Here is a 19,546-nt window from a genome sequence, read left to right on the forward strand (position 1 = left end):
CTCGAAGTATTAGCCTAATTAACCTCAGCTCTGGATGAGCGAATTTGCCCAATAAAGCTATTTCTCTCACTCTCGGCGTTGTTTTCATTTGTAATAGCTCGCTATTACTGCATAAAAGCGCCTTGATATTGAACAAAATATCATCATTGTATTGTACGTAAGTTTGCTTACAAAATATTTCCTATTCCAAAACCCTTATCCAAACCTGAGGTTAAATACAATGGTGAAAATGCTGAGGCAGGTTTTACTCCTGACCTTTTGCTTTAAGGCGGGTAGCATCTTTGGGTAAACCAATTGCAAATAAAGCCCCCCCCAATTGAGAGCTGCGAATTTCACACTGCCCATGATGCCAGTTTAGTATTTTCTGAACTATCGCAAGCCCTAGACCAACGCCTCCAGAGGCCTTATTTCGACTACTATCAACACGGACAAAAGGTGAAAACACTTTATCCCGATCTTCAGGCTTGATCCCCTGGCCATCATCTTCAATGATCAGTTCTACCTGTTCATTGTTTTCCAACAACGACACGTGGATCTCACGATCTCCATACTTGCATGCATTTAAGAGTAAGTTTTGTACAACACGGGCTAGATAATGTTGATTCGCGACAATCATCACATTAGGCATCAATGAAACGTGTAAATCTTTGCAATAAGTACGCTGTAGTTTATCTATTTGAGATTCGATTAAGATTGTTAGGTTAAACTGCTGGTACACTAAAGTTTCTGCTGCAATTTCAAGTCTGGCATAACCTAACATTTCATCAATCAATAACTCCATTTCTTGCACATCTTGAGACATAGCTTGTACTTCTTTAGGGTCTTTTGATGCTAGCATTGCCAAAGCAAATTTCAACCTTGCTAAAGGTGTACGTAGTTCATGAGATACCGCATTAACTAGCTGCTTCTGATCACTCATTAAACTCGCTACTTTGTTCGCCATAGCATGGAATTGACTTGTTAAACTAGAAATTGCAGAAAACTTTGATGGGCTAATAGAAATATCCAAATGCCCTTGCGCAAGTTGCCCAGTCACACGTTTCAGCTGCATTAGGTCTAACCACAATGGCCTTAGCCATAAAATCAATAACAGTGCTAATACTGCAAAAGAGAATAGCTTAAACAAATACTTCTTGGCTAATTGACTCTGTGCAGGCAGAAAAGGTCCCAACTGAGCTAATTGTTCACTATCATCAACAGAGAACGTCAACAGTGCATGCCCATCTTCAGTAAACGTGGTAACAATCCCTCCCGCTTCTAAGGTAGCGCTCTGCTCTGGTAACCAAGCAATATCTCCTATATGGAACGTCTTAACGGGATTAGGTAGCTGCTTAATATTGGAAATACTTGTTTGGAGAGTCTTTGCAACCTCTTTAGCATGGCGCAATTCATCTGGGGCCTGATGTCCCCAGCTTTGCCAAATTACTTCACTGCTTTGATTGATCAATACAATACTAATAAACACAACAAAATATAAGCTGATCAATAACCTGATCATATCTCTAATCTACTCCCAGGCTGATTTAGAACATAAATAGCCTTTTCCCCATACAGTTATCAGTCTAAATGGTTGCTCAGGGCTATCCCCTAGCTTTTTCCTAAGACGAGAGATTCTCACGTCCACGCTCCGATCCAAACCATCATACTCGCGACCAACAACATGTTTGTATATATATTCCCGACTTTGCGTTTCCCCTGCATTACTTGCCAAAGCCCATAACAAATCAAATTCATAGCTGGTCAACTCAACTTCTTGGTCAGCCAAATACACGGCTCGATCAGCTTTATCAATTCGTAATTGACCAAGCTCTAAGCTATCAAGTGCTTCTTTTTTACTAAAGGTTCGGCGTAGCAAAGCATTGAGCCTTGCCAATAACACATACGGTTCAACAGGCTTAATAACATAGTCATCGGCACCAATTTCTAACCCTTTTACTTGGTCAAAATCACTGTCTTTAGCGGTTAGGAATAGCACAGGGCCATTGTAATGGGGGCGAACAGCTCGACAAATACTAAATCCATCTTGATTAGGTAACATGATATCTAATATAACAATATCAGGCTGTTTGGTAATAATGGCTTCAACAGCTTCAGCACCATCGTTGACAATCGTTACCTCAAACTCGTTACTTTGTAAAAATTGAGCAGTCAAAGTTGCAAGACGTTCGTCATCTTCGACGAGCATAATATGGGCCATTAAAAGAAACTCCAATCAGTTTTTAATTTTCTACGGTACCGCTTACTTACGGTAGCATGTACATTAACAGTTTGCGTTGCCAACAACCTGCCGTGTAAATCGAATAGACTAAAATTCATACTCTGAGCTAATGTAATCTTCAGCTTTTCTTGCACTGCGCTTTGCTTTTTCCAACATCGTAATTTATTGGCTTCTTGGTACAAACAAGCATCTATTACTTGCGGGTTTTGCCATTGAAGGCTTATCGTCATTTGACAAGGCTCACCTAATTGGTGAACTATGCAGGTAACGGGTTTAATATCAAAGGGGACTTGATTAACAAACTCACTCTGCGTAACACCTTGAAAAGATAAAAATAGACTTAGGCTAAATAAACAAGCAGAACTAGAATGCATAGACCCCCCCAATAAAAAAGTAATTTACATCATCTTTTCTAATGAGCGGACTGTCCGTTATACCAGCACCTAAAAACTGTCGTTTAATACTGGCCTTTAGTTGCCAATCATCTGTGAGTTTATATTGCAATGTCGCGCCCAAGAAGGGGTTTAGTACACTACGACCTTGATAATATAACTGTTCATCTATTTCATCACTACTTCTTAAACCATAATAGTAGTCAACTAATGCACTCTCTTTCCAGTGTACGCCTGCGATGAGTCGTACTTTTACTGGCAATTTACTTATTGGTATGAATTCATAATGATAAGTTACTTTTGCATGATGTCCTCGGTACACCCCAGATACATCATGTAGCCACTGCATAGATAATTTACTGCTGTCATTAATATACCAATGCCCTAAAAGCCCGAAATCAATCGCCCACTTTCTATTGGCTATATCATCAACCGTAACTTCTCGTTGCTCAATGGGAGGGGTTACGTCATCTGGTATTTCTAAAGCGCCATCAGGGGAGTCGACAATATTACCATCGGTGGCAACGTAAGAGCCTGGCGCAATAATATTGCGTAAATGAAACTGTTCAAAAAATGCTTGCTCTGCATTAGGCTCTACAATGAAGCTCAAATCGGATTTTGGTTTATCCAGTAATGTAAAACCAAGGGTCGTATTTTCTAAGAAAAACCGGTCTCGATAATAGCTAACATAAGGGATAACGAATAAAGGAAGATTATCTCCACCCGCTAACGGGTTAGTCAGTTCACCAATGCCAATTGCCACTGAAAACTGCCACTGACTGGTGTTCACACAGTCACTGTCACTACTATTACATAGTGAGCTCGACGCAAAAGTAGATGTGGACAACAGCCATGCTATTGCAGCAATTAAATATTTCAATTTGCAATTCCTTATATTACCGCTGCTAATTTAACATTGTATTCGTGATTTACCAGAAAGGGTTACATTAAATAACAAATCATTTGTGAAAGGTAACAGTTATTTCTAACGTATTTCGTAAAGTAAATGCTGAGTTCTTCATTCAAGGAAAAGTACTATGTATTATACACGTTTACTGGGAATTACTGCGCTCACCGTTTTAAGTGGTTGCGGTAATGACACTGATACAATATCCAGTGATCCCCAAAAAATCCAAAAGCTTCCTAACTTTACAGGATTCTCGGTTTCTACAACCCCGTTAAAAAAAGCCAATACAGCACAATTTACAACCCATATAAAAAATGGGGTTTTCATGCGTTATCATCAACATGATATTACGCCTCCAGTAAATGATAGCAGGGAGACATCGGATCCCAGCACAACATCAAGTGCATTTTCAGGTACAAACCAACAAGAGCAGAACGTCAATGAAGCAGACCGAGTAAAATATGATGGTAATTACTTGTACATTGCAGCAAATCAATATCATAATTTAACGCAACCAAATGAAAGTGAATTACCTCATTATATTCGTATCATGAAACGCAATAATAATGGCCTAATTCAGGCGGTAAAAGATCTACCAACCTCTTCCAATGAGTATGCACAGCAACAATTATTTTTAGAGCAAGATACGCTCGTATCCATCAGTGCGAATAGCGGCTGGTTTTCAATCTTTAGCACCGCAACAATTGAACCCCTCAGCGCTAATTCAACAGCACCAAACTTAAACCATACACAATTTGAATTAAATTTTGCGGATGTCACCACACCAGAACAAGCTGACATATCACATACATACAGTATTGATGGGCAACTCATTGAAAGTCGAGTCATTAACAACCAACTCTATTTAGTAAGCAATTTCAGACCTTCCTTTAGCGGTTTTGATCTGACGAACTCACAGCCTGAAACACAGTTAAAAAACTACCAAACGCTCAACGACACACCTATTACACACTTCATACCGACTATAATCCATAGCCAATCGGGTGACAGCCAGCCGCTGTTTAATGCTGACGAATGCTATTTATCCGATACCGCTTCCGACACCGATGGCTACGATTCAATAATGACCATTACGCGTATATCGTTGGCTGATCCGTCCCAGCAAGTTTCACTTTGCGTAAATACTGAAGTTGAAGGGATTTATGCTTCAGAGACAGCAATCTATACACATAGTACGCACTTCAATGCAGAGGGCCCAAAGTCTGTAATTCACAAATTCACGATTAATGAACAAGCTTTTGAGTATTCAGCAACAGGCAAGCTCTCAGGCCATTTCGGACAAAATATGCGTAACTTACGATTCAGTGAGTATAACAACCAGCTGCGCGTAATGACGAGCGAAGGTAATCAGTTTGATGGGTTTGAGCATAAACTTCGAATACTGCGTCAACAAGGCTCAGAACTTGTGTTGATCTCCGAACTACCAAATCAATCCCACCCAACGCCTATTGGAAAAGTAAATAGTGCAACAGGTATTGTCGACGAAGATATTTATGCAGTCCGCTTTGTTGATGAACAGGCCTATATAGTCACATTTCAACAAACAGATCCTTTATATGTTATTGATTTGAAGAATGCGGAAGCCCCTATGATTAAGGGCGCGCTAGAAATTCCAGGGTACTCTGCATACCTTCATCCTATCGGAGACAGCCTCCTGCTTGGCATCGGTCAAGAAGTCGCCGATATCACAATACCCGAGCAACCGAATATAACGCAAGGCGCGAAAGTAAGCTTATTTGACATCAGTGATACCACTTCTCCCATCTTACTCGATAGTAAGGTATTCCCCGAAGCCTATACTCCTGCAGAGCAAGATTACCATTCGCTTAGTTTCGTTAAAACAGCAGCACATCAATACCGGTTTACGATGCCACTTGAGCGATGGATTGAAACAGGTAATACACCTCAAAACTATGACTGGATAAAGCAAAACCAATTAACATTGTTTGAAATAAATAGCCAAACTAAAAAGTTAGCTTACATAGGCAGTAGCCATATAAAATATGAAGTAACTGGCCCGCAACAAATTCCATTAATATATGGTAATGAAGACCGGACAGTACTTCACAACGACGATATTTATTATATTCATGGTAACTATATTTGGCACAGTTTATGGCAAACTCCCTCAGCTAATAATGGCCCGCTATAGTGATGTATGATTAGGGCCTGCATAACTTGTCGGTATTCGTGTTCCCCTACCTAGGTAGGGTAACACGAACAGTAAGCCCTCCCAGCTCGCTATGTTGCGCTTCTATTTCGCCACTATGGCGTTCAATCAAGTCTTTGCAGATAGTCAACCCTAACCCAGTTCCACCTTTGAATAACGTCTTATTACTTTCATTTTGGTATAAGCGCGTAAATATGCATGATAGTTCGTGTTCTGATACACCAGGTGCACTGTCGCTCAAAGATAATATTAACTGCGTTTCGGTATAAGTAGCTTCAAATGTTATACGAATAGGCGGCGTGGTGTATCGTAGGCTATTAGAGAGTAGATTATTAAGCACTTGAGTTAATCTGTCTTGATCTGCGTTTATAAACAAGTTTTTGGGTAATTTTACGACATGACTGAACTCACACTCTCGTAGCTGAGATGACCGTGTACGTGCATCATCCGCCCAAGACGCCAGCCAAGGCACGACATCTATCATTTTGACATTTAAGCTCAGTTCAGACAGCTCCGTTATCGCTAATTGATCTATGTCTGCAATAAGGTACTAATATCGCCTATACGACGATGTAGCAACTCATAGGTCTGTTCCGTATTTTCAACAAGGTTGTATTCGAGTGCTTCTATTTGCATTTTCAGTACACTTAATGGTGTGCGGATTTCATGAGATACCTCCGCCAACAGTTGTTTTTTCCGCGCTAAAAGCGCTTCAGAAAACTCAGCTCTATCGCTTATTCTTTGTTGCTTTTGAATAAACTCAAATCGCAATTTTAATAAACTATAAATAGCGCCAATGACGAATAATAGGCCCAGAGAAAAAGCCCACCAAGTTTGCCACCAGGGTGGCTGAATTACAAAAGAAAAGTACTCATAATCAGCTGTCTTATCTTGCGTTGATATTCTAACTTGAAACTCATAATTACCCGGTGACAATTGTGTAAAGGTCATCTCGTCATCGTAAGAAGGGTCACTCCAATATTCATTACTGCCGATTAGACGAGTTTGATACATAATCCTCTCTGGGTTACCCCATTCGCTATGACCATATTGAAAACGGATTTGAAATGTCGTCGCAGGTAAATCAATTAGAGGGTGTGTTAAATGTTCTATATCCTTAAATTTAGGCCGAGGAGTGCCACTTTGACTCGCACTAACGCGCAACAAGTTAACTTGAGAATTCACATTTATTTTTACACTCTCAGGCTTAAAATAAGACACTCCTTTCCCAGACCCCCAATAGTAACTGCCTTTAAAAAGCAGCGCTGTATTAAGAGTACTATCAACAGCAATGTAACCATTATCATACGTATACTGCTGGGGTTTTGATGAACTATTTGACCCAAACATTGCTTGTGGCTTAAACCTGTTTATGCCCCGCTCAGTGCCAGCCCAGATCACATCACCTTGCACCAACAACGATAAAATAATGTTATTACTCAACCCATCACTCACACTCACGTGCCTGCTACGCCAACCATTGATATCTTTTTTAAGTAAAAGAACACCTCTGCGGGTACCCAGTGCGACAAAACCATCTAACATCTGGGCGATACTATAAACCCAATTGCTAGGAAGCCCCTGCGCTTCTGTTATATGAAACAAAGTACCGCGCTCTAAATAATAAATCCCTTGCCCATTTGTGACAAACCAAAGCCGCTTGCTGGTATCTTCAAAGACACTGACCACATATGCCATATCTGGTAGAACCAATTTCTCAAAGGCACCTTCACAAGCACGAATAACCCCACTTTGAGTCGCTAAATACATACAACCGTCTTGGCTCGCTATAATTCGGTGCACAATGTCAGCGTCCAACCCCATTTGACGGTCCACCCGCTGATAGCCGTTATTTCCAATAACAATAAGTCCTGCACGAGTACCGACCCAAACACTTTCATTTTCACTTATGCTAATCGCATGCACATACTGATCTGAAAAATCGTAAATAGAATTAAACCATTGATTATTATATAAAACTTGAAATCCAGTTCCATATTGCCCAATCCATAATCGCTCATTGATATTCGCGAGGGCGCTGACTCTTTCATTTAATAACCCATTGCGTTTTGTTAGCAATTGAAAACTATGTTCTTTAAGGCGGTTCACTCCACCGCCATACGTTGCAATCCACACATTCCCCTGACTACCCAACATAATATCTCGAATATGGTGATCGTTTAATCCATTAGCGCTATTAAGAGTATGCGCTGAGTTACCCGTCATCCGAATAACGCCTTTGCTGTCATCACCAATCCATAGTGCTGCAGCATTTTGATCGTATGCTAGTGTTTGAATATTCGGCATTAGCAAACCCGATAAAAAAGCAATTTGCTTAGAACTCCAATCAACTTGGCAAACACCGGTTCCTTTTATACCCAACCACACGGTATTTTGAGCGCTCGCCATTGCTAAGATAGGCCCTTGGCATGATGGCTCAGGCAACTCGACTTTATACAGCTTACTTTCTCGATACTGAAACAATCCAATATCAGTCGCGAGCCAAATACTCTGCTCTGGTCCTTTTAATAGTTGATTTATTTTTAAAGAGTTACCGATTTTCAAACGAGAAAGAGAGCCATATTTAGCTAGATATAGTCCCTCATCTGATGCCAAATAAGTGGTATCATCATCAAACAAAATATCATTCACTTTAGGGGTATAAAGTGCACCATCAATCTGTAACGCGGATACCACGTTACCATCAAAAACGTTCACTCCTCGATCTGTTGCTAGCCACAACTCACCATTAACGTGTTTTGCGATATCCCATACCCGATTATTGTTCAGACCATCTTGGTCCGTTAAACAGCGTAAGTAGTTACCTGTATACTGACATGCTCCTTCTCCATTCGTACCAAGCCAAATCATATCGTCAACATCTTGTTGCACACTATATACGGCGCCAGTAGGCAAGCCTTGCCGTATTGAAAAGTGTCGAATATCCGACTGCACATTCAACGCATATTGCGCAGGTTTGACGGACTTCCAAGATGACTTTATGGGTGACGCAAACGGCTTAAATTGAGACTTAAAAGAGACCCACTCAGAAGATACTATTTCAGGAGATTCAATACGTTGATGAGCCGTAGGTGTAAAGGCAAAAGAAAAGTCTAAATTGAGCAATTCATTTTTTTTTAAACGAGGCTTACCACTGGGTAACTCCACCTGAAACAAAGGCTGCCAATTTGCTTCTCCTAAGTTAGTCGGTAGAATATGGTCGGTTTTTGCTGGTAACTGATGTTGTGAAAAACAACGCAATGAAACAAGGAAAAAGCAAATAAACACAACAAAATAACGATACAAATAGTTTTCCAAAAAATAAAATGAGCTATGTGCTGTTATAGCTTAATGCATCTGATACGGCAAACTTTTATCACTATACTCTTACCTAAACTCGGATGCATTTAGCGACTTTTTACCAAGTGAATTAGTATTGCTTCATAATCTTTTTTCTTTTCATCATTAAACCCCGATAGCTGCACTATTTTTTTACCCGTTCTATCAAAAATAATACTACTGGGCATACCTTTGAGCTTATTTGCTTGACCTATGCTCATCGAGGGATTAAAAATAACCGGAAAATTAGCCGGTGTTTCCAATAGAAATTTTTTCGCATCCTCTACATCGGTGTCCATATTCACAGCAATAATTTGCACATCTTGTGAAAACCGTTTCTGTATACTACCCATCCACGGAAAAGCATAACGACACGGTACACACCATGAAGCCCAGAAATCCACGTATACAACTTTTCCACTATGTTGACTTAAAAGCTCTTCTAGCTGTTGCTCTGCTGACATTGCCAAAGCAGAGTTACCAATGAAACTAAAGCAAACAAAAACACATAGAATCGCTCTATTTTGCATTATTTTATACCCCTAAGCATTGCCAATTACGCATATCATATAATTTAAGGCTGAATTTGATAACGCTTAAGTTGTTCAATATATTGTTTTGTCACATCATGCTCTTGTTTCGGTAAAAAGTGTAAGTGCGCATTAGTGAATTCATCTTGATTGTACATCTGTAACATTATTGTATTCACTTTCTTAATGAACGTACGGCTCGCTGTCGTATCATTGCACATAATGTGTCCCAAGATGAATCCTGGAGAGTTAGCCATTCGATATGACTGGTACTGTGATTTATCCGTTTTAGCATGCCGATACACCTCTGCGGGGTATGCCAATAAAAAATCTACGCGACGCAAGTGAAACATTCTATACACCGTATCGTAATGATTACTGCCTTCTCGAATCACTTTATTCGCGCTGCTTACTTGCGCCAATTGCTTATCTAAAAATGGGCCATAAGAAAATGCCCCAGCAAGCACAATTAATTTATGTCTATGTGCATGAAATAGTTTAGGCAAAGAGATTACATTTCCTTGCTCATCAAGCAATGAAGGCGCCAATGGCTCTGCATCTAATTGTAAATATAGCCGTCGGCTAAGATACAGATTAATTGGCAGGCTAAATAAAAATGCAGCTTCTCTTTCTTGCGTTTTTACTTTATTAACAACGCAAATAGGCTCAGGCTGCTGACTCATGATTCTCAAGGCACGCTTATAACTCGATGGCACAAATTCAATATCCACCCCATCAATCATGTTAAATAACATATTGTTTGTCGCGCCGCCAATATTGGAAGGTGCAACTTGTCCAGTAAACACCAAGAGGTCTTTTTCATCATCTATATAGATACGTAATGACTCAGCAATGCTTATATTACTAAACGCAATAAAAGAAAATAGCACAGCTCTATATCTGACCCATTGTCTAAATGATTGCATAATGCTCCAAATGAACAGGTGGTAGGCTCATCACCTTGGAAAACAAAAACTACGAGCTCAACTCATTGTATACTACCTGTTTAAAAAAGTGATCAAAGGCAATATTAATAGGGACGCGTAAGTGTGGATTAAAATAGTAATATACGCGTTATATTCTGAACTTTTAACCTTAATATTTTGTCCTGCGTAGATGGCTTACTCGCAACGAACAAGCAAACTATCTACGCAAAATAGGTGGTTACTTTCCTGTATGCTTATCAAACCACCACTGAATATAAGCAACTTTATTCATTAAATTTGATGGACGCGCCGTTATGCCATGTGATGCATCTGGAATACGCACCATCGCCGTTTCAACCCCTTGCAACTTAAGCGCTTGATAATACTGCTCAGTTTCAGATATTGGTGTGCGATAATCAGCTTCACCAGTTAATAACATGGTCGGAGTCGTCACATTACCTACATAGCTAATTGGTGAGTATTTCATGTAGTGCTCCATATGATCCCACGGTTTACCGGGAAACCAATAGTCCGCAAAAAATGGATAGTAGTCAGCCGTTAACACAAAGCTAAACCAATTAATTACCGGCTTAGCAACAACCGCAGCTGTAAAGCGATTCGTATGACCAATAATCCACGCGGTTAATACACCACCACCCGAACCACCCGTAACATATAAACGCTTATCATCAATAAAGCCCTTATCAATCAACGAGTCGACTCCTGTCATTAAATCATCAAAGTCATTACTTGGATAATTATGATGAATTTTTTGCGCGAATTCTTTTCCATATGAATCACTTCCTCTTGGATTCATATATAAAACAACATTACCTTTTGCTGCAAACAGCTGAGCTTCGGCGCTAAAGTGAGGCCCATAATTTGCAACTGGTCCACCATGTATTTCCAGTACTAAAGGATACTTCTTCGTTTTATCAAAATCTGGAGGGTATACAACCCATCCCTGAATATCCAACTTATCATATTTAGATTTAACCCAAATTTCTTCAACTTTGCCTAGCGTTTTACTTGCAAGCGCATCACCATTTAAGTCCGTCAATTGCGTTGTTTTGTCACGTATAACTAACGCAACGTCAGCTGGCTTATTTGGATCTGCAAGTGTAAAGGCAATATCACCTCGAGCACTAACATCATAACTACCGCCAGAATAAGGTCGACCAAATGCGACACTCCCAACTTCATCAGTAAGCACTTTCGCTTTTCCTTTTAGGGGCTGGTGCGCTACTGTTGTTTTCCCTTCAGAGTCATAGCTATAATAAAGCCCTCTGCTTTTGTTATCCCATTGAATGTCTTTTACATTTCGGTCAAGTGCTGCGGTGATAACGTTTGTCTCACCCGTTTTAAAATTAAGCACATAAATATCCGAATTTTCATAATTCATTAGCTTATCATCATAACCTATATAGGCTAAAAGCCGACCATTAGGTGAAACTTGTGGAAAGCTGTCGGGTCCAACTCGCTCAGTTACAGAAGAGATTACTCTAGTATGCATATTTAGTGCATACACCTCGCTATTATTCGGTTTTAAAGCATGATTTTTATGCCGATTAGCACTAAAATAGAGTACCTCACCGTCTTTATCAAAACTGACAGTACCGCCATGATTAAAATTACCTGACGTTAACTGCTGAGCGTTACCACCATTTGCATCTATTTTAAATAAGTGAGAAAAGCCAGGCTTAGAATAACCTGCACCATCCGAACGATAATAGACATCATCTATAAAAACGGGAGGTTTAGCCCAGTTAGCGCCTTTAGGCTTGCCTGGTAGGTTAATTGGTGAATGAGCCTTTGCTGGTACAAACTGAGAAAAAACAAGATGCTTACTATCTGGCGTCCAAGTGATCCCACTTGGAGATTGTGTTAGGTTACTCACTTTGGCTACTGCGCCAGAGTTTAACCATTTCATATAAATTTGACTGCTACCATCTCTGGTGGAAATAAAGGCAAGCCGCTTTCCATCCGGAGACAATTGTGGAGCATAATCGATATGAATACCCGAGGTCACAGGTTCTAACTCATTAGTGTCAACATCGATTGACCAAATATTTCCCACCTTTTTGTCAGTCTTTATATCCATGCGATTTCTAACAAAATAAACGACTTTACCGTCTTCACTAAACTCAACCTGATTTGCGTACTCTAGGTCAAACACATCATCAAGCTCCAGTGGTGAAGCTTCACAAAAGGCTGAACTTACAAAAAAACTGAGCCCAATCGTTATCAGTGATAACTTCATACAAACTCCTTTAAGGGACATTAATTTATGATCATAAAAGCTCATATGGTAAGACGAGTCAACTGTTTATGCTTAAGCTCTCTGGATATTCAGTTATGTTATTTACAAAATGAAAGTATCGCGATTTCAAAATGACCTATCCGTTTCATTTATTTGTAACTGGTTCGAGCCTTTAGAGGCGCATAACTATTATTGAATACTGAGATCATTGTGAGTGTAAAGGGGGCTTACACTCATCAAAAGGGCTTCTAAAATCGTATTTTATTGGAAAGCTTTATGTTTCAAACGATAAGAGTGCAATAAAGGTTCAGTGTAGCCATTAGGCTGATTCTTACCTTCAAAAACGAGAGATAAAGCAGCCTGATAAGCCAAATTATCATTTAACTTAACTTTATTGTCAGCCATGCAAATATAACTCGCATCATGATGGTTTTGTCCATCAACAACCTTAGCCATTTTTGCAAACGTGCTTTTTACTTGTTGCGGTGAACATATTCCATGCACCAACCAGTTTGCAATATGTTGGCTTGAAATGCGCAAAGTAGCCCTATCCTCCATTAAACCAATATGATTTATATCTGGCACCTTAGAGCAGCCAATACCCTGATCAATCCAACGTACCACATAACCAAGGATCCCTTGTACATTATTATCTAATTCGGCCTGAATGTCCTCTTTCGTTAACACTATCTCTCCTAACAATGGAGGGGTCAATAAGTCAGTCAAAGCAGCCTCTTCATATTGACCTATTGCTGCCTGTACTTGAAAGACATCGATAGTATGATAATGCATGGCGTGTAACGTTGCAGCCGTAGGGGAGGGGACCCAAGCCGTATTAGCACCAGACTCTGGATGAGCTAACTTTTGCTTCATCATCAATGCCATTAAATCTGGCATTGGCCACATCCCTTTTCCTATTTGTGCTTTGCCGCTAAACCCACAGGCTAACCCGACTTCAACATTCCCCTTTTCGTACGCTGAAATCCACGGTTGCGACTTGATACGAGACTTAGGGAGCATAGGCCCCGCCAACATCGAAGTATGTATTTCATCGCCTGTTCTATCCAAAAAGCCTGTGTTAATGAATACAACTCGAGACTTAGCCTGCTCAATACATGCTTTCAAATTAACCGATGTTCGCCGCTCTTCATCCATTATCCCCATTTTTATGGTGTTGTTAGGTAAGGATAATAAACCTTCAACCGCCGAAAATAGTCTAGAAGTAAAAGCAACCTCTTCTGGTCCGTGCATTTTTGGCTTAACTATATTGATACTTTTAGAGATTGAGTTCCGATATTCTGAATTGCCTTTTAAATCATGTAATGCACACAGTGACGTTATGACTGCATCTAAAATGCCTTCAAAAACTTGTTCACCATTTTGGTCTAAAATAGCAGGGGTTGTCATTAAATGACCGACATTGCGAACAAACATCATACTCCGACCTTTTAATTTAAGTATCTTCCCTGAAGCCATTACAAAATGCTTATCTTTATTTAAAACGCGTGTAATTACAGTACCTTCTTTTTTAAACTCTTCTTTCAATGTGCCAGTCATTAAGCCTAACCAATTTGTGTAAACACCGACTTTATCTTGTGCATCAACGGCAGCTACGGAATCTTCACAGTCCATAATGGTCGTCAAGGCTGACTCTAAAATAAGATCGCTGATCCCTGCTTTATCGGATTGACCTATTGGGTGATGCGGATCTATTTGGATCTCAACATGCAGACCATTGCGCTTTAATAATAATGAGGAAGGGTTTTGCGCTTCACCTTGATAACCGACAAATTGCTGGGGATCTAATAGGCTAACTTGTTTACTATCATTAAGCGTGACCACCAATTGCCCATTTAGCACCGCATAATGTGTACTTTCAATATGCGAGCCATTTCTCAAAGGAAAAGTGTTATCAAGGAATTGGCGAGCGTAGGCCATCACTTTAAAACCGCGTACAGGGTTGTATTCCTGTGTTTTTTCGGCACCTTCTTCTTGTGGTAATACATCGGTTCCATAAAGAGCATCATAAAGAGAACCCCACCTTGCGTTCGCTGCATTTAGCGCAAACCGAGCATTACTCACGGGTACTACAAGCTGTGGACCTGCGATTGATGCTATCTCTGGGTCAACAGAGTCAGTATCAATGCTAACTCGTTCTGGAGAAGGCACCAAATAGCCTATATCCATTAAAAATGTCCGATATTTATCACCATTCCATACGGGGTGACTCTTATGATATTCATCAATTTGAGACTGTAGCTTATCGCGTTTAAACAATAACTGCTTATTGATTGGTGAGAGAGTCTCAATAAGCTTTGCAAAGCCACTCCAAAAGGTTTCTTGTTCGATATCAGTGCCGGGTAATGCTTGCATATTTACAAAATCGAAAAGTTGTCGGTCGATGGTTAAACCTGATTGTTGAGTCGTCATGCTCATATCTAAATCCTAACTATGCTGAACGGGTCCTCAATAACCATATCTCAAATACACTCAAATTAAACTGCAAATGACATTCATGGAATGTATGTTGATAATAATAACTATAAATTTAAAAAATTTTAAATTCAGGCCTAATGTTTAATTAAGCGCGGGGTCAGACCACTCAACGCACTCTCACAATCAAATATCGTAAAATTAACCGTTCGAAGGACAACTAGTCATGACAAACTATCAATCTAAAATAGACCACTACACAACTTTATGTCAGAACAAGAACACTTCATGGCAGTCAATTAACCCTGAGTTTGCAAGTCGAATGAATTTACAAAACAGATTCAAAACAGGATTAGACATAGCAAAATATACAGCAAACATTATGCGTGAAGATATGGCGGCTTATGACGCAGACAATAGCCAATACACGCAATCATTAGGCTGCTGGCATGGTTTCACTGCTCAGCAAATGATGATGGCAGTAAAAAGGCATCAAAAAACCACAAAACGCTCATATGTATACTTAAGTGGCTGGATGGTAGCAGCACTTCGCTCTGAATTTGGCCCATTACCAGATCAAAGTATGCATGAAAAAACGTCGGTACCAGCATTAATCGAAGAGATTTACACCTTTTTAAAACAGGCAGATGCTAGAGAACTTGACCACCTCTATAAAGCTCTGGATGAAGCAAAATCTCGAGGACAAGCGACACAAGAAATTATGGCCAAAATTAATAACTTTGAAACCCACGTGGTTCCGATCATAGCCGATATTGATGCAGGGTTTGGTAACGAAGAAGCCACTTACTTACTCGCAAAAAAAATGATCGAAGCCGGAGCGTGCGCCATTCAAATAGAAAATCAAGTTTCAGATGCGAAACAATGTGGGCATCAAGCCGGTAAAGTAACCGTTCCACATGAAGACTTTCTTGCGAAGATCAATGCCGTTCGATATGCCTTCTTAGAACTTGGAGTGGAAGACGGTGTCATTGTAGCGAGAACCGATTCACTTGGCGCAAGCTTAACTCAGAAAATTCCTGTATCTCAGTCTCCAGGAGACCTAGCAAGTCAATATACCGCTTTTCTTGATACCACAGAGATACATAACGTAAACGACCTCACAGATGGGGAAATGGCCATTAAGCTCAATGGTAAACTGTGTAAACCCGTCAGATTAGACAATGGATTATACCAATTTAAAGAAGGCACAGAAAAAGCTCGGGTAATTTTAGATTGTGTTACCAGTTTACAATCAGGTGCAGATCTACTTTGGATAGAAACAGAGCAGCCCAACGTAAATCAAATCGCTGAGCTCGTTGATAGCATTAAAGAGCAAGTGCCAAATGCGAAGCTTGTTTATAATAACTCTCCTTCGTTTAATTGGACGTTGAAGTTTCGAGAACAAGTCTACTCTCAATGGGAAACACAAGGAAAAGACTTAAGTCGTTACCCAAATCCAAACGTTAATGCTAAAGCCCTCATGGCTCCTGAACTAGATAATACAGAATTAGCACGAGAAGCAGATAAATTAGTACAAAACTTCCAGCAAGATGGTGCCAGAGAAGCCGGAATATTTCATCACTTAATTACTTTACCCACATACCATACAGCTGCACTAAGTACCGATATTTTAGCTGAAGGGTATTTTGGTGAACTTGGGATGCTGGCTTATGTCAGGGACGTTCAGCGTCAAGAAATTAGGAGGGAGCAAGCATCAGTTAAGCATCAAGACCTTGCTGGCTCCAATATAGGTGACACACATAAAGAGTACTTTTCTGGTGAAAATGCCTTAAAAGCAGGTGGAACTGCAAATACGATGAATCAGTTTTAAGTACATTACCTAACCTTTAAGGGCCCTATGGCCCTTCTTCATCTAACCAACGCTGGATCATATTTTTACTATCTTCTATAAAAATGACGAACAAACCGGAAAATACACTGTCAGACCTAAAAATCACGTCATTTTGCGACACTATCAGATGTGTTCCATGCCATGGAACAAAATTTTACTAACATAAACAACTCCCCAGACTACAATTTTACTAACTCCCATATCGGATAAATTACAATTTTACTAACTCCTATTTATCATCAAAAAGTCAATCATTGCATAAATTGCAATCTGTAAAGGCCCTTTACACTCTTCATAATTCAACCACATTATTAGTTAAAAATAAGCACGGCTCCATATACAAACCAAATTATAATGCACTATTTCGCAAGTTTTATATTCATTATCATACTAATTACCTCTTATAAAACAGAGGCATCAGTGTCACTTTCAACCATTGAGAATTTAATTTCACAGGGACAATTAGAGCAAGCTTACTCTACATTAAAAACGGTTGAGGCTAGTGGTAAGCAAGATCAAAATAAAATACAACTGACATTCGCGAATATTTTAAGAAAGCAGCATAAGTATGACGAAGCAATAAACATTCTCAGTAATATAGCATTATCGCCCTCAACCCGTTTATCATTTCAATATGAAGTGACTAAAGAGCTTGGGATAAATTACCGTAAAAGCCACCTGTTAGACTTAGCTGAAAGTACCTATTTGCGAGCGCTCAAATTGGCAAAACAAACCCAAGATAAAACGCTAATAGGCCAATCTTACAATAACTTAGGTACGCTATATGACACAAAAAATAACGTCGCCACATCAATGGAGTACCTACTTAAAGCACAAACAACATTAAAAGATTCTCTTGATTGGGAGGTCAAAGCATCTAACTTCTACAATTTAGGCGACCTTTCAGTTCGAGTGAACAACCTTGAGCAAGCAGAGTTCTTTTTCACCAAAGCGCTCATCAATGACAAAAAAAGTACACAAGTGATAAATATCGCCGATACTACAATACGCCTAGCTGAAGTGACGTTGAAAAATAAAAAATATCCACAGGCCTTATCGCAATTTTTAGACGTCATAAAAATTTTAAAGCCATTAGGTGCCAATTTGAGCTTATCCAGGGCGTATAATTCCCTCCACTTGATTTACATAGAGCTTGGCAATCATCATATGGCACTAAGTAGTATTCAAAAAAGCTTAAATCATTCGTTAATAACGCAATCACCAATACAAAAAGCTTATTCTTATTTGCATATCATCAAATTTCATTTGAAACTAAAAAATATAGCATTAAGTGAAATATATATAGCAAAGGTTGAACCCTTAGTCATGACAATGAACAACCACATTTTTGAAGCAAAATTACATCTCTATAAAGCACAAAACGCACACCTAAAGCAGCAATATAAACAAGCCTACTCTTACTTAAATAAAGCATTTTCTATCCATAAATTAGCCGATATTGAAGTTAATCAAGGTGCCACAGAGCAATACAAACAACAAATCAATGCACTTGTGCAATATCAAAAATTAGCGCAAACAGAGCAAAAGTCAGCATTAATGAAAGTTGAGCTAGAGAACCAGATCTTATTAAAACGCTCGTGGCTCTTAGCTTGCATTATGGTACTCCTCATTAGCGCTATCGTTGTTTACTTGTACATCATCAAACACCGAAACGCTCAGTATAAGGCTAAGCTGTATCAAACTAACCTCAAACAAAAAGATCAAATGTTAGCTGATATATCACACGAACTTCGAACTCCGCTTAGTGTTCTAAAGCTACATGTTGAAGCACTTGAACATAACCTGTTAGATAATAAAGTATTAGCGTACAGTAAAATTAATAATAAAATATCTCAACTAAATAATCTTATTTCAGATGTATATCAACTGTCACAAGCACAAAACCAAGCACTACAGCTTAACTGGCAACAATACCAGCTGAGCACACTGATTGCTCACTACCTTTCAGACTCAAAGGCATTAGCTGAACAACATAATCTACGCTTTATTGCTGATATTGAGATTGCTGATAACCCCAATATAACGACTGATAAACAAAAGCTAGATCAAATTATTACTAACTTAATCAAAAATGCATGTTTATATACAGATACCCCAGGGCACATCAGATTAAAAGTCAGAATATGTACTGAACATGTCTTTATTCAGATCGATGATACTACGCCAGGAGTGTCAGATGCGCAGCTTAATAAACTTTTCGAGCGCTTATATCGTATAGACAAATCTCGCAGTCGAGCATTAGGAGGATCTGGATTAGGGTTGTCAATTTGTGAAAGTTTGACGCAGGCTCTGCAAGGTGAAATATGTTTACATCACGGTAAATCCGGAGGTCTATGTGTTCGCATGAAATTACCTATAACACCCACAATGTAGTTTCTTCACTACGATACTGTTCATACCAGTTTCACCGTTAGAAGCCCTAAATAAGGCATTTCACTTCATTTTTCTTCCACATTCTATTGTTTTAATACCAACAA

General features: G+C 39.4%; 13 protein-coding genes. 3 read left to right on the forward strand and 10 right to left on the reverse strand.

What is annotated here, in order from left to right; all coding sequences use genetic code 11:
• Positions 1-244: 244 nt before the first annotated feature.
• The 4 genes from J8L97_RS17190 to J8L97_RS17205 are packed head-to-tail and all read right to left on the reverse strand — an operon-like array spanning position 245 to position 3,490.
• The gene (locus tag J8L97_RS17190; protein WP_211051653.1) at positions 245-1,498 is read right to left on the reverse strand and encodes an ATP-binding protein; all 1,254 of its coding nucleotides are present in this window, start codon (positions 1,496-1,498) and stop codon (positions 245-247) included.
• A 9-nt stretch (positions 1,499-1,507) separates the two neighbouring features.
• The gene (locus J8L97_RS17195) at positions 1,508-2,197 is read right to left on the reverse strand and encodes a response regulator (RefSeq protein ID WP_211051654.1); all 690 of its coding nucleotides are present in this window, start codon (positions 2,195-2,197) and stop codon (positions 1,508-1,510) included.
• Positions 2,197-2,592, reverse strand: coding sequence for a DUF3019 domain-containing protein (locus J8L97_RS17200; RefSeq protein WP_210994996.1), 396 nt, complete (start codon positions 2,590-2,592; stop codon positions 2,197-2,199). Before J8L97_RS17200 ends, J8L97_RS17195 begins: the two co-directional genes overlap by 1 nt.
• On the reverse strand, positions 2,582-3,490 hold the full coding sequence (locus tag J8L97_RS17205) for a MipA/OmpV family protein (RefSeq protein ID WP_211051655.1): 909 nt from the start codon (positions 3,488-3,490) through the stop codon (positions 2,582-2,584). The genes J8L97_RS17200 and J8L97_RS17205 overlap by 11 nt, the downstream gene beginning before the upstream one ends.
• Positions 3,491-3,647: 157 nt before the next feature.
• Here J8L97_RS17205 and J8L97_RS17210 point away from each other — a divergent pair, with 157 nt between their 5' ends.
• Positions 3,648-5,690: a beta-propeller domain-containing protein gene (locus J8L97_RS17210; RefSeq protein ID WP_211051656.1), complete on the forward strand. Its 2,043-nt coding sequence runs from the start codon at positions 3,648-3,650 to the stop codon at positions 5,688-5,690.
• Between the two features lie 46 nt (positions 5,691-5,736).
• On the opposite strand, the gene J8L97_RS17215 is transcribed toward J8L97_RS17210, so the two are convergent.
• The 6 genes from J8L97_RS17215 to J8L97_RS17240 form a co-directional block, all read right to left on the reverse strand.
• Positions 5,737-6,192, reverse strand: coding sequence for a cell wall metabolism sensor histidine kinase WalK (locus tag J8L97_RS17215; protein ID WP_211051657.1), 456 nt, complete (start codon positions 6,190-6,192; stop codon positions 5,737-5,739).
• Positions 6,193-6,239: 47 nt separating this feature from the next.
• Positions 6,240-9,014, reverse strand: coding sequence for a two-component regulator propeller domain-containing protein (locus tag J8L97_RS17220; protein ID WP_211051658.1), 2,775 nt, complete (start codon positions 9,012-9,014; stop codon positions 6,240-6,242).
• A 101-nt stretch (positions 9,015-9,115) separates the two neighbouring features.
• Entirely contained in the window at positions 9,116-9,577 is a 462-nt protein-coding gene (locus J8L97_RS17225) for a TlpA disulfide reductase family protein (protein WP_211051664.1), read from the reverse strand.
• A 44-nt stretch (positions 9,578-9,621) separates the two neighbouring features.
• Positions 9,622-10,503 (reverse strand): hypothetical protein, encoded by an 882-nt coding sequence (locus J8L97_RS17230; RefSeq protein WP_211051666.1) that lies wholly within the window; start codon positions 10,501-10,503, stop codon positions 9,622-9,624.
• 238 nt (positions 10,504-10,741) lie between these two features.
• Positions 10,742-12,763 carry a S9 family peptidase gene (locus J8L97_RS17235; RefSeq protein WP_211051668.1) on the reverse strand — a complete coding sequence of 674 codons (2,022 nt, stop codon included), beginning with the start codon at positions 12,761-12,763 and terminating at the stop codon, positions 10,742-10,744.
• A gap of 261 nt (positions 12,764-13,024) precedes the next feature.
• Positions 13,025-15,199 (reverse strand): malate synthase G, encoded by a 2,175-nt coding sequence (locus tag J8L97_RS17240; protein ID WP_211051671.1) that lies wholly within the window; start codon positions 15,197-15,199, stop codon positions 13,025-13,027.
• 223 nt (positions 15,200-15,422) lie between these two features.
• Between J8L97_RS17240 and J8L97_RS17245 the strand changes: the two genes are divergently transcribed.
• A complete protein-coding gene (locus tag J8L97_RS17245; protein ID WP_211051674.1) occupies positions 15,423-17,027 on the forward strand; it encodes an isocitrate lyase in 1,605 nt (534 codons plus the stop codon).
• Between the two features lie 441 nt (positions 17,028-17,468).
• Positions 17,469-19,442: an ATP-binding protein gene (locus J8L97_RS23980; RefSeq protein ID WP_211051675.1), complete on the forward strand. Its 1,974-nt coding sequence runs from the start codon at positions 17,469-17,471 to the stop codon at positions 19,440-19,442.
• Positions 19,443-19,546: the final 104 nt, after the last annotated feature.

The organism is Pseudoalteromonas sp. MMG012, assembly GCF_018100875.1.
GTDB classification, from domain to species: Bacteria; Pseudomonadota; Gammaproteobacteria; order Enterobacterales; family Alteromonadaceae; genus Pseudoalteromonas; species Pseudoalteromonas aurantia.

What these genes read in the sequence shown, in the direction of transcription:
- J8L97_RS17190 (WP_211051653.1), bottom strand. Translation starts at nt 1,498, where the DNA reads ATGATCAGGTTATTGATCAGCTTATATTTTGTTGTGTTTATTAGTATT.
- J8L97_RS17195 (WP_211051654.1), bottom strand. Translation starts at nt 2,197, where the DNA reads ATGGCCCATATTATGCTCGTCGAAGATGACGAACGTCTTGCAACTTTG.
- J8L97_RS17200 (WP_210994996.1), bottom strand. Translation starts at nt 2,592, where the DNA reads ATGCATTCTAGTTCTGCTTGTTTATTTAGCCTAAGTCTATTTTTATCT.
- J8L97_RS17210 (WP_211051656.1), top strand. Translation starts at nt 3,648, where the DNA reads ATGTATTATACACGTTTACTGGGAATTACTGCGCTCACCGTTTTAAGT.
- J8L97_RS17215 (WP_211051657.1), bottom strand. Translation starts at nt 6,192, where the DNA reads ATGATAGATGTCGTGCCTTGGCTGGCGTCTTGGGCGGATGATGCACGT.
- J8L97_RS17225 (WP_211051664.1), bottom strand. Translation starts at nt 9,577, where the DNA reads ATGCAAAATAGAGCGATTCTATGTGTTTTTGTTTGCTTTAGTTTCATT.
- J8L97_RS17230 (WP_211051666.1), bottom strand. Translation starts at nt 10,503, where the DNA reads ATGCAATCATTTAGACAATGGGTCAGATATAGAGCTGTGCTATTTTCT.
- J8L97_RS17235 (WP_211051668.1), bottom strand. Translation starts at nt 12,763, where the DNA reads ATGAAGTTATCACTGATAACGATTGGGCTCAGTTTTTTTGTAAGTTCA.
- J8L97_RS17240 (WP_211051671.1), bottom strand. Translation starts at nt 15,199, where the DNA reads ATGAGCATGACGACTCAACAATCAGGTTTAACCATCGACCGACAACTT.
- J8L97_RS17245 (WP_211051674.1), top strand. Translation starts at nt 15,423, where the DNA reads ATGACAAACTATCAATCTAAAATAGACCACTACACAACTTTATGTCAG.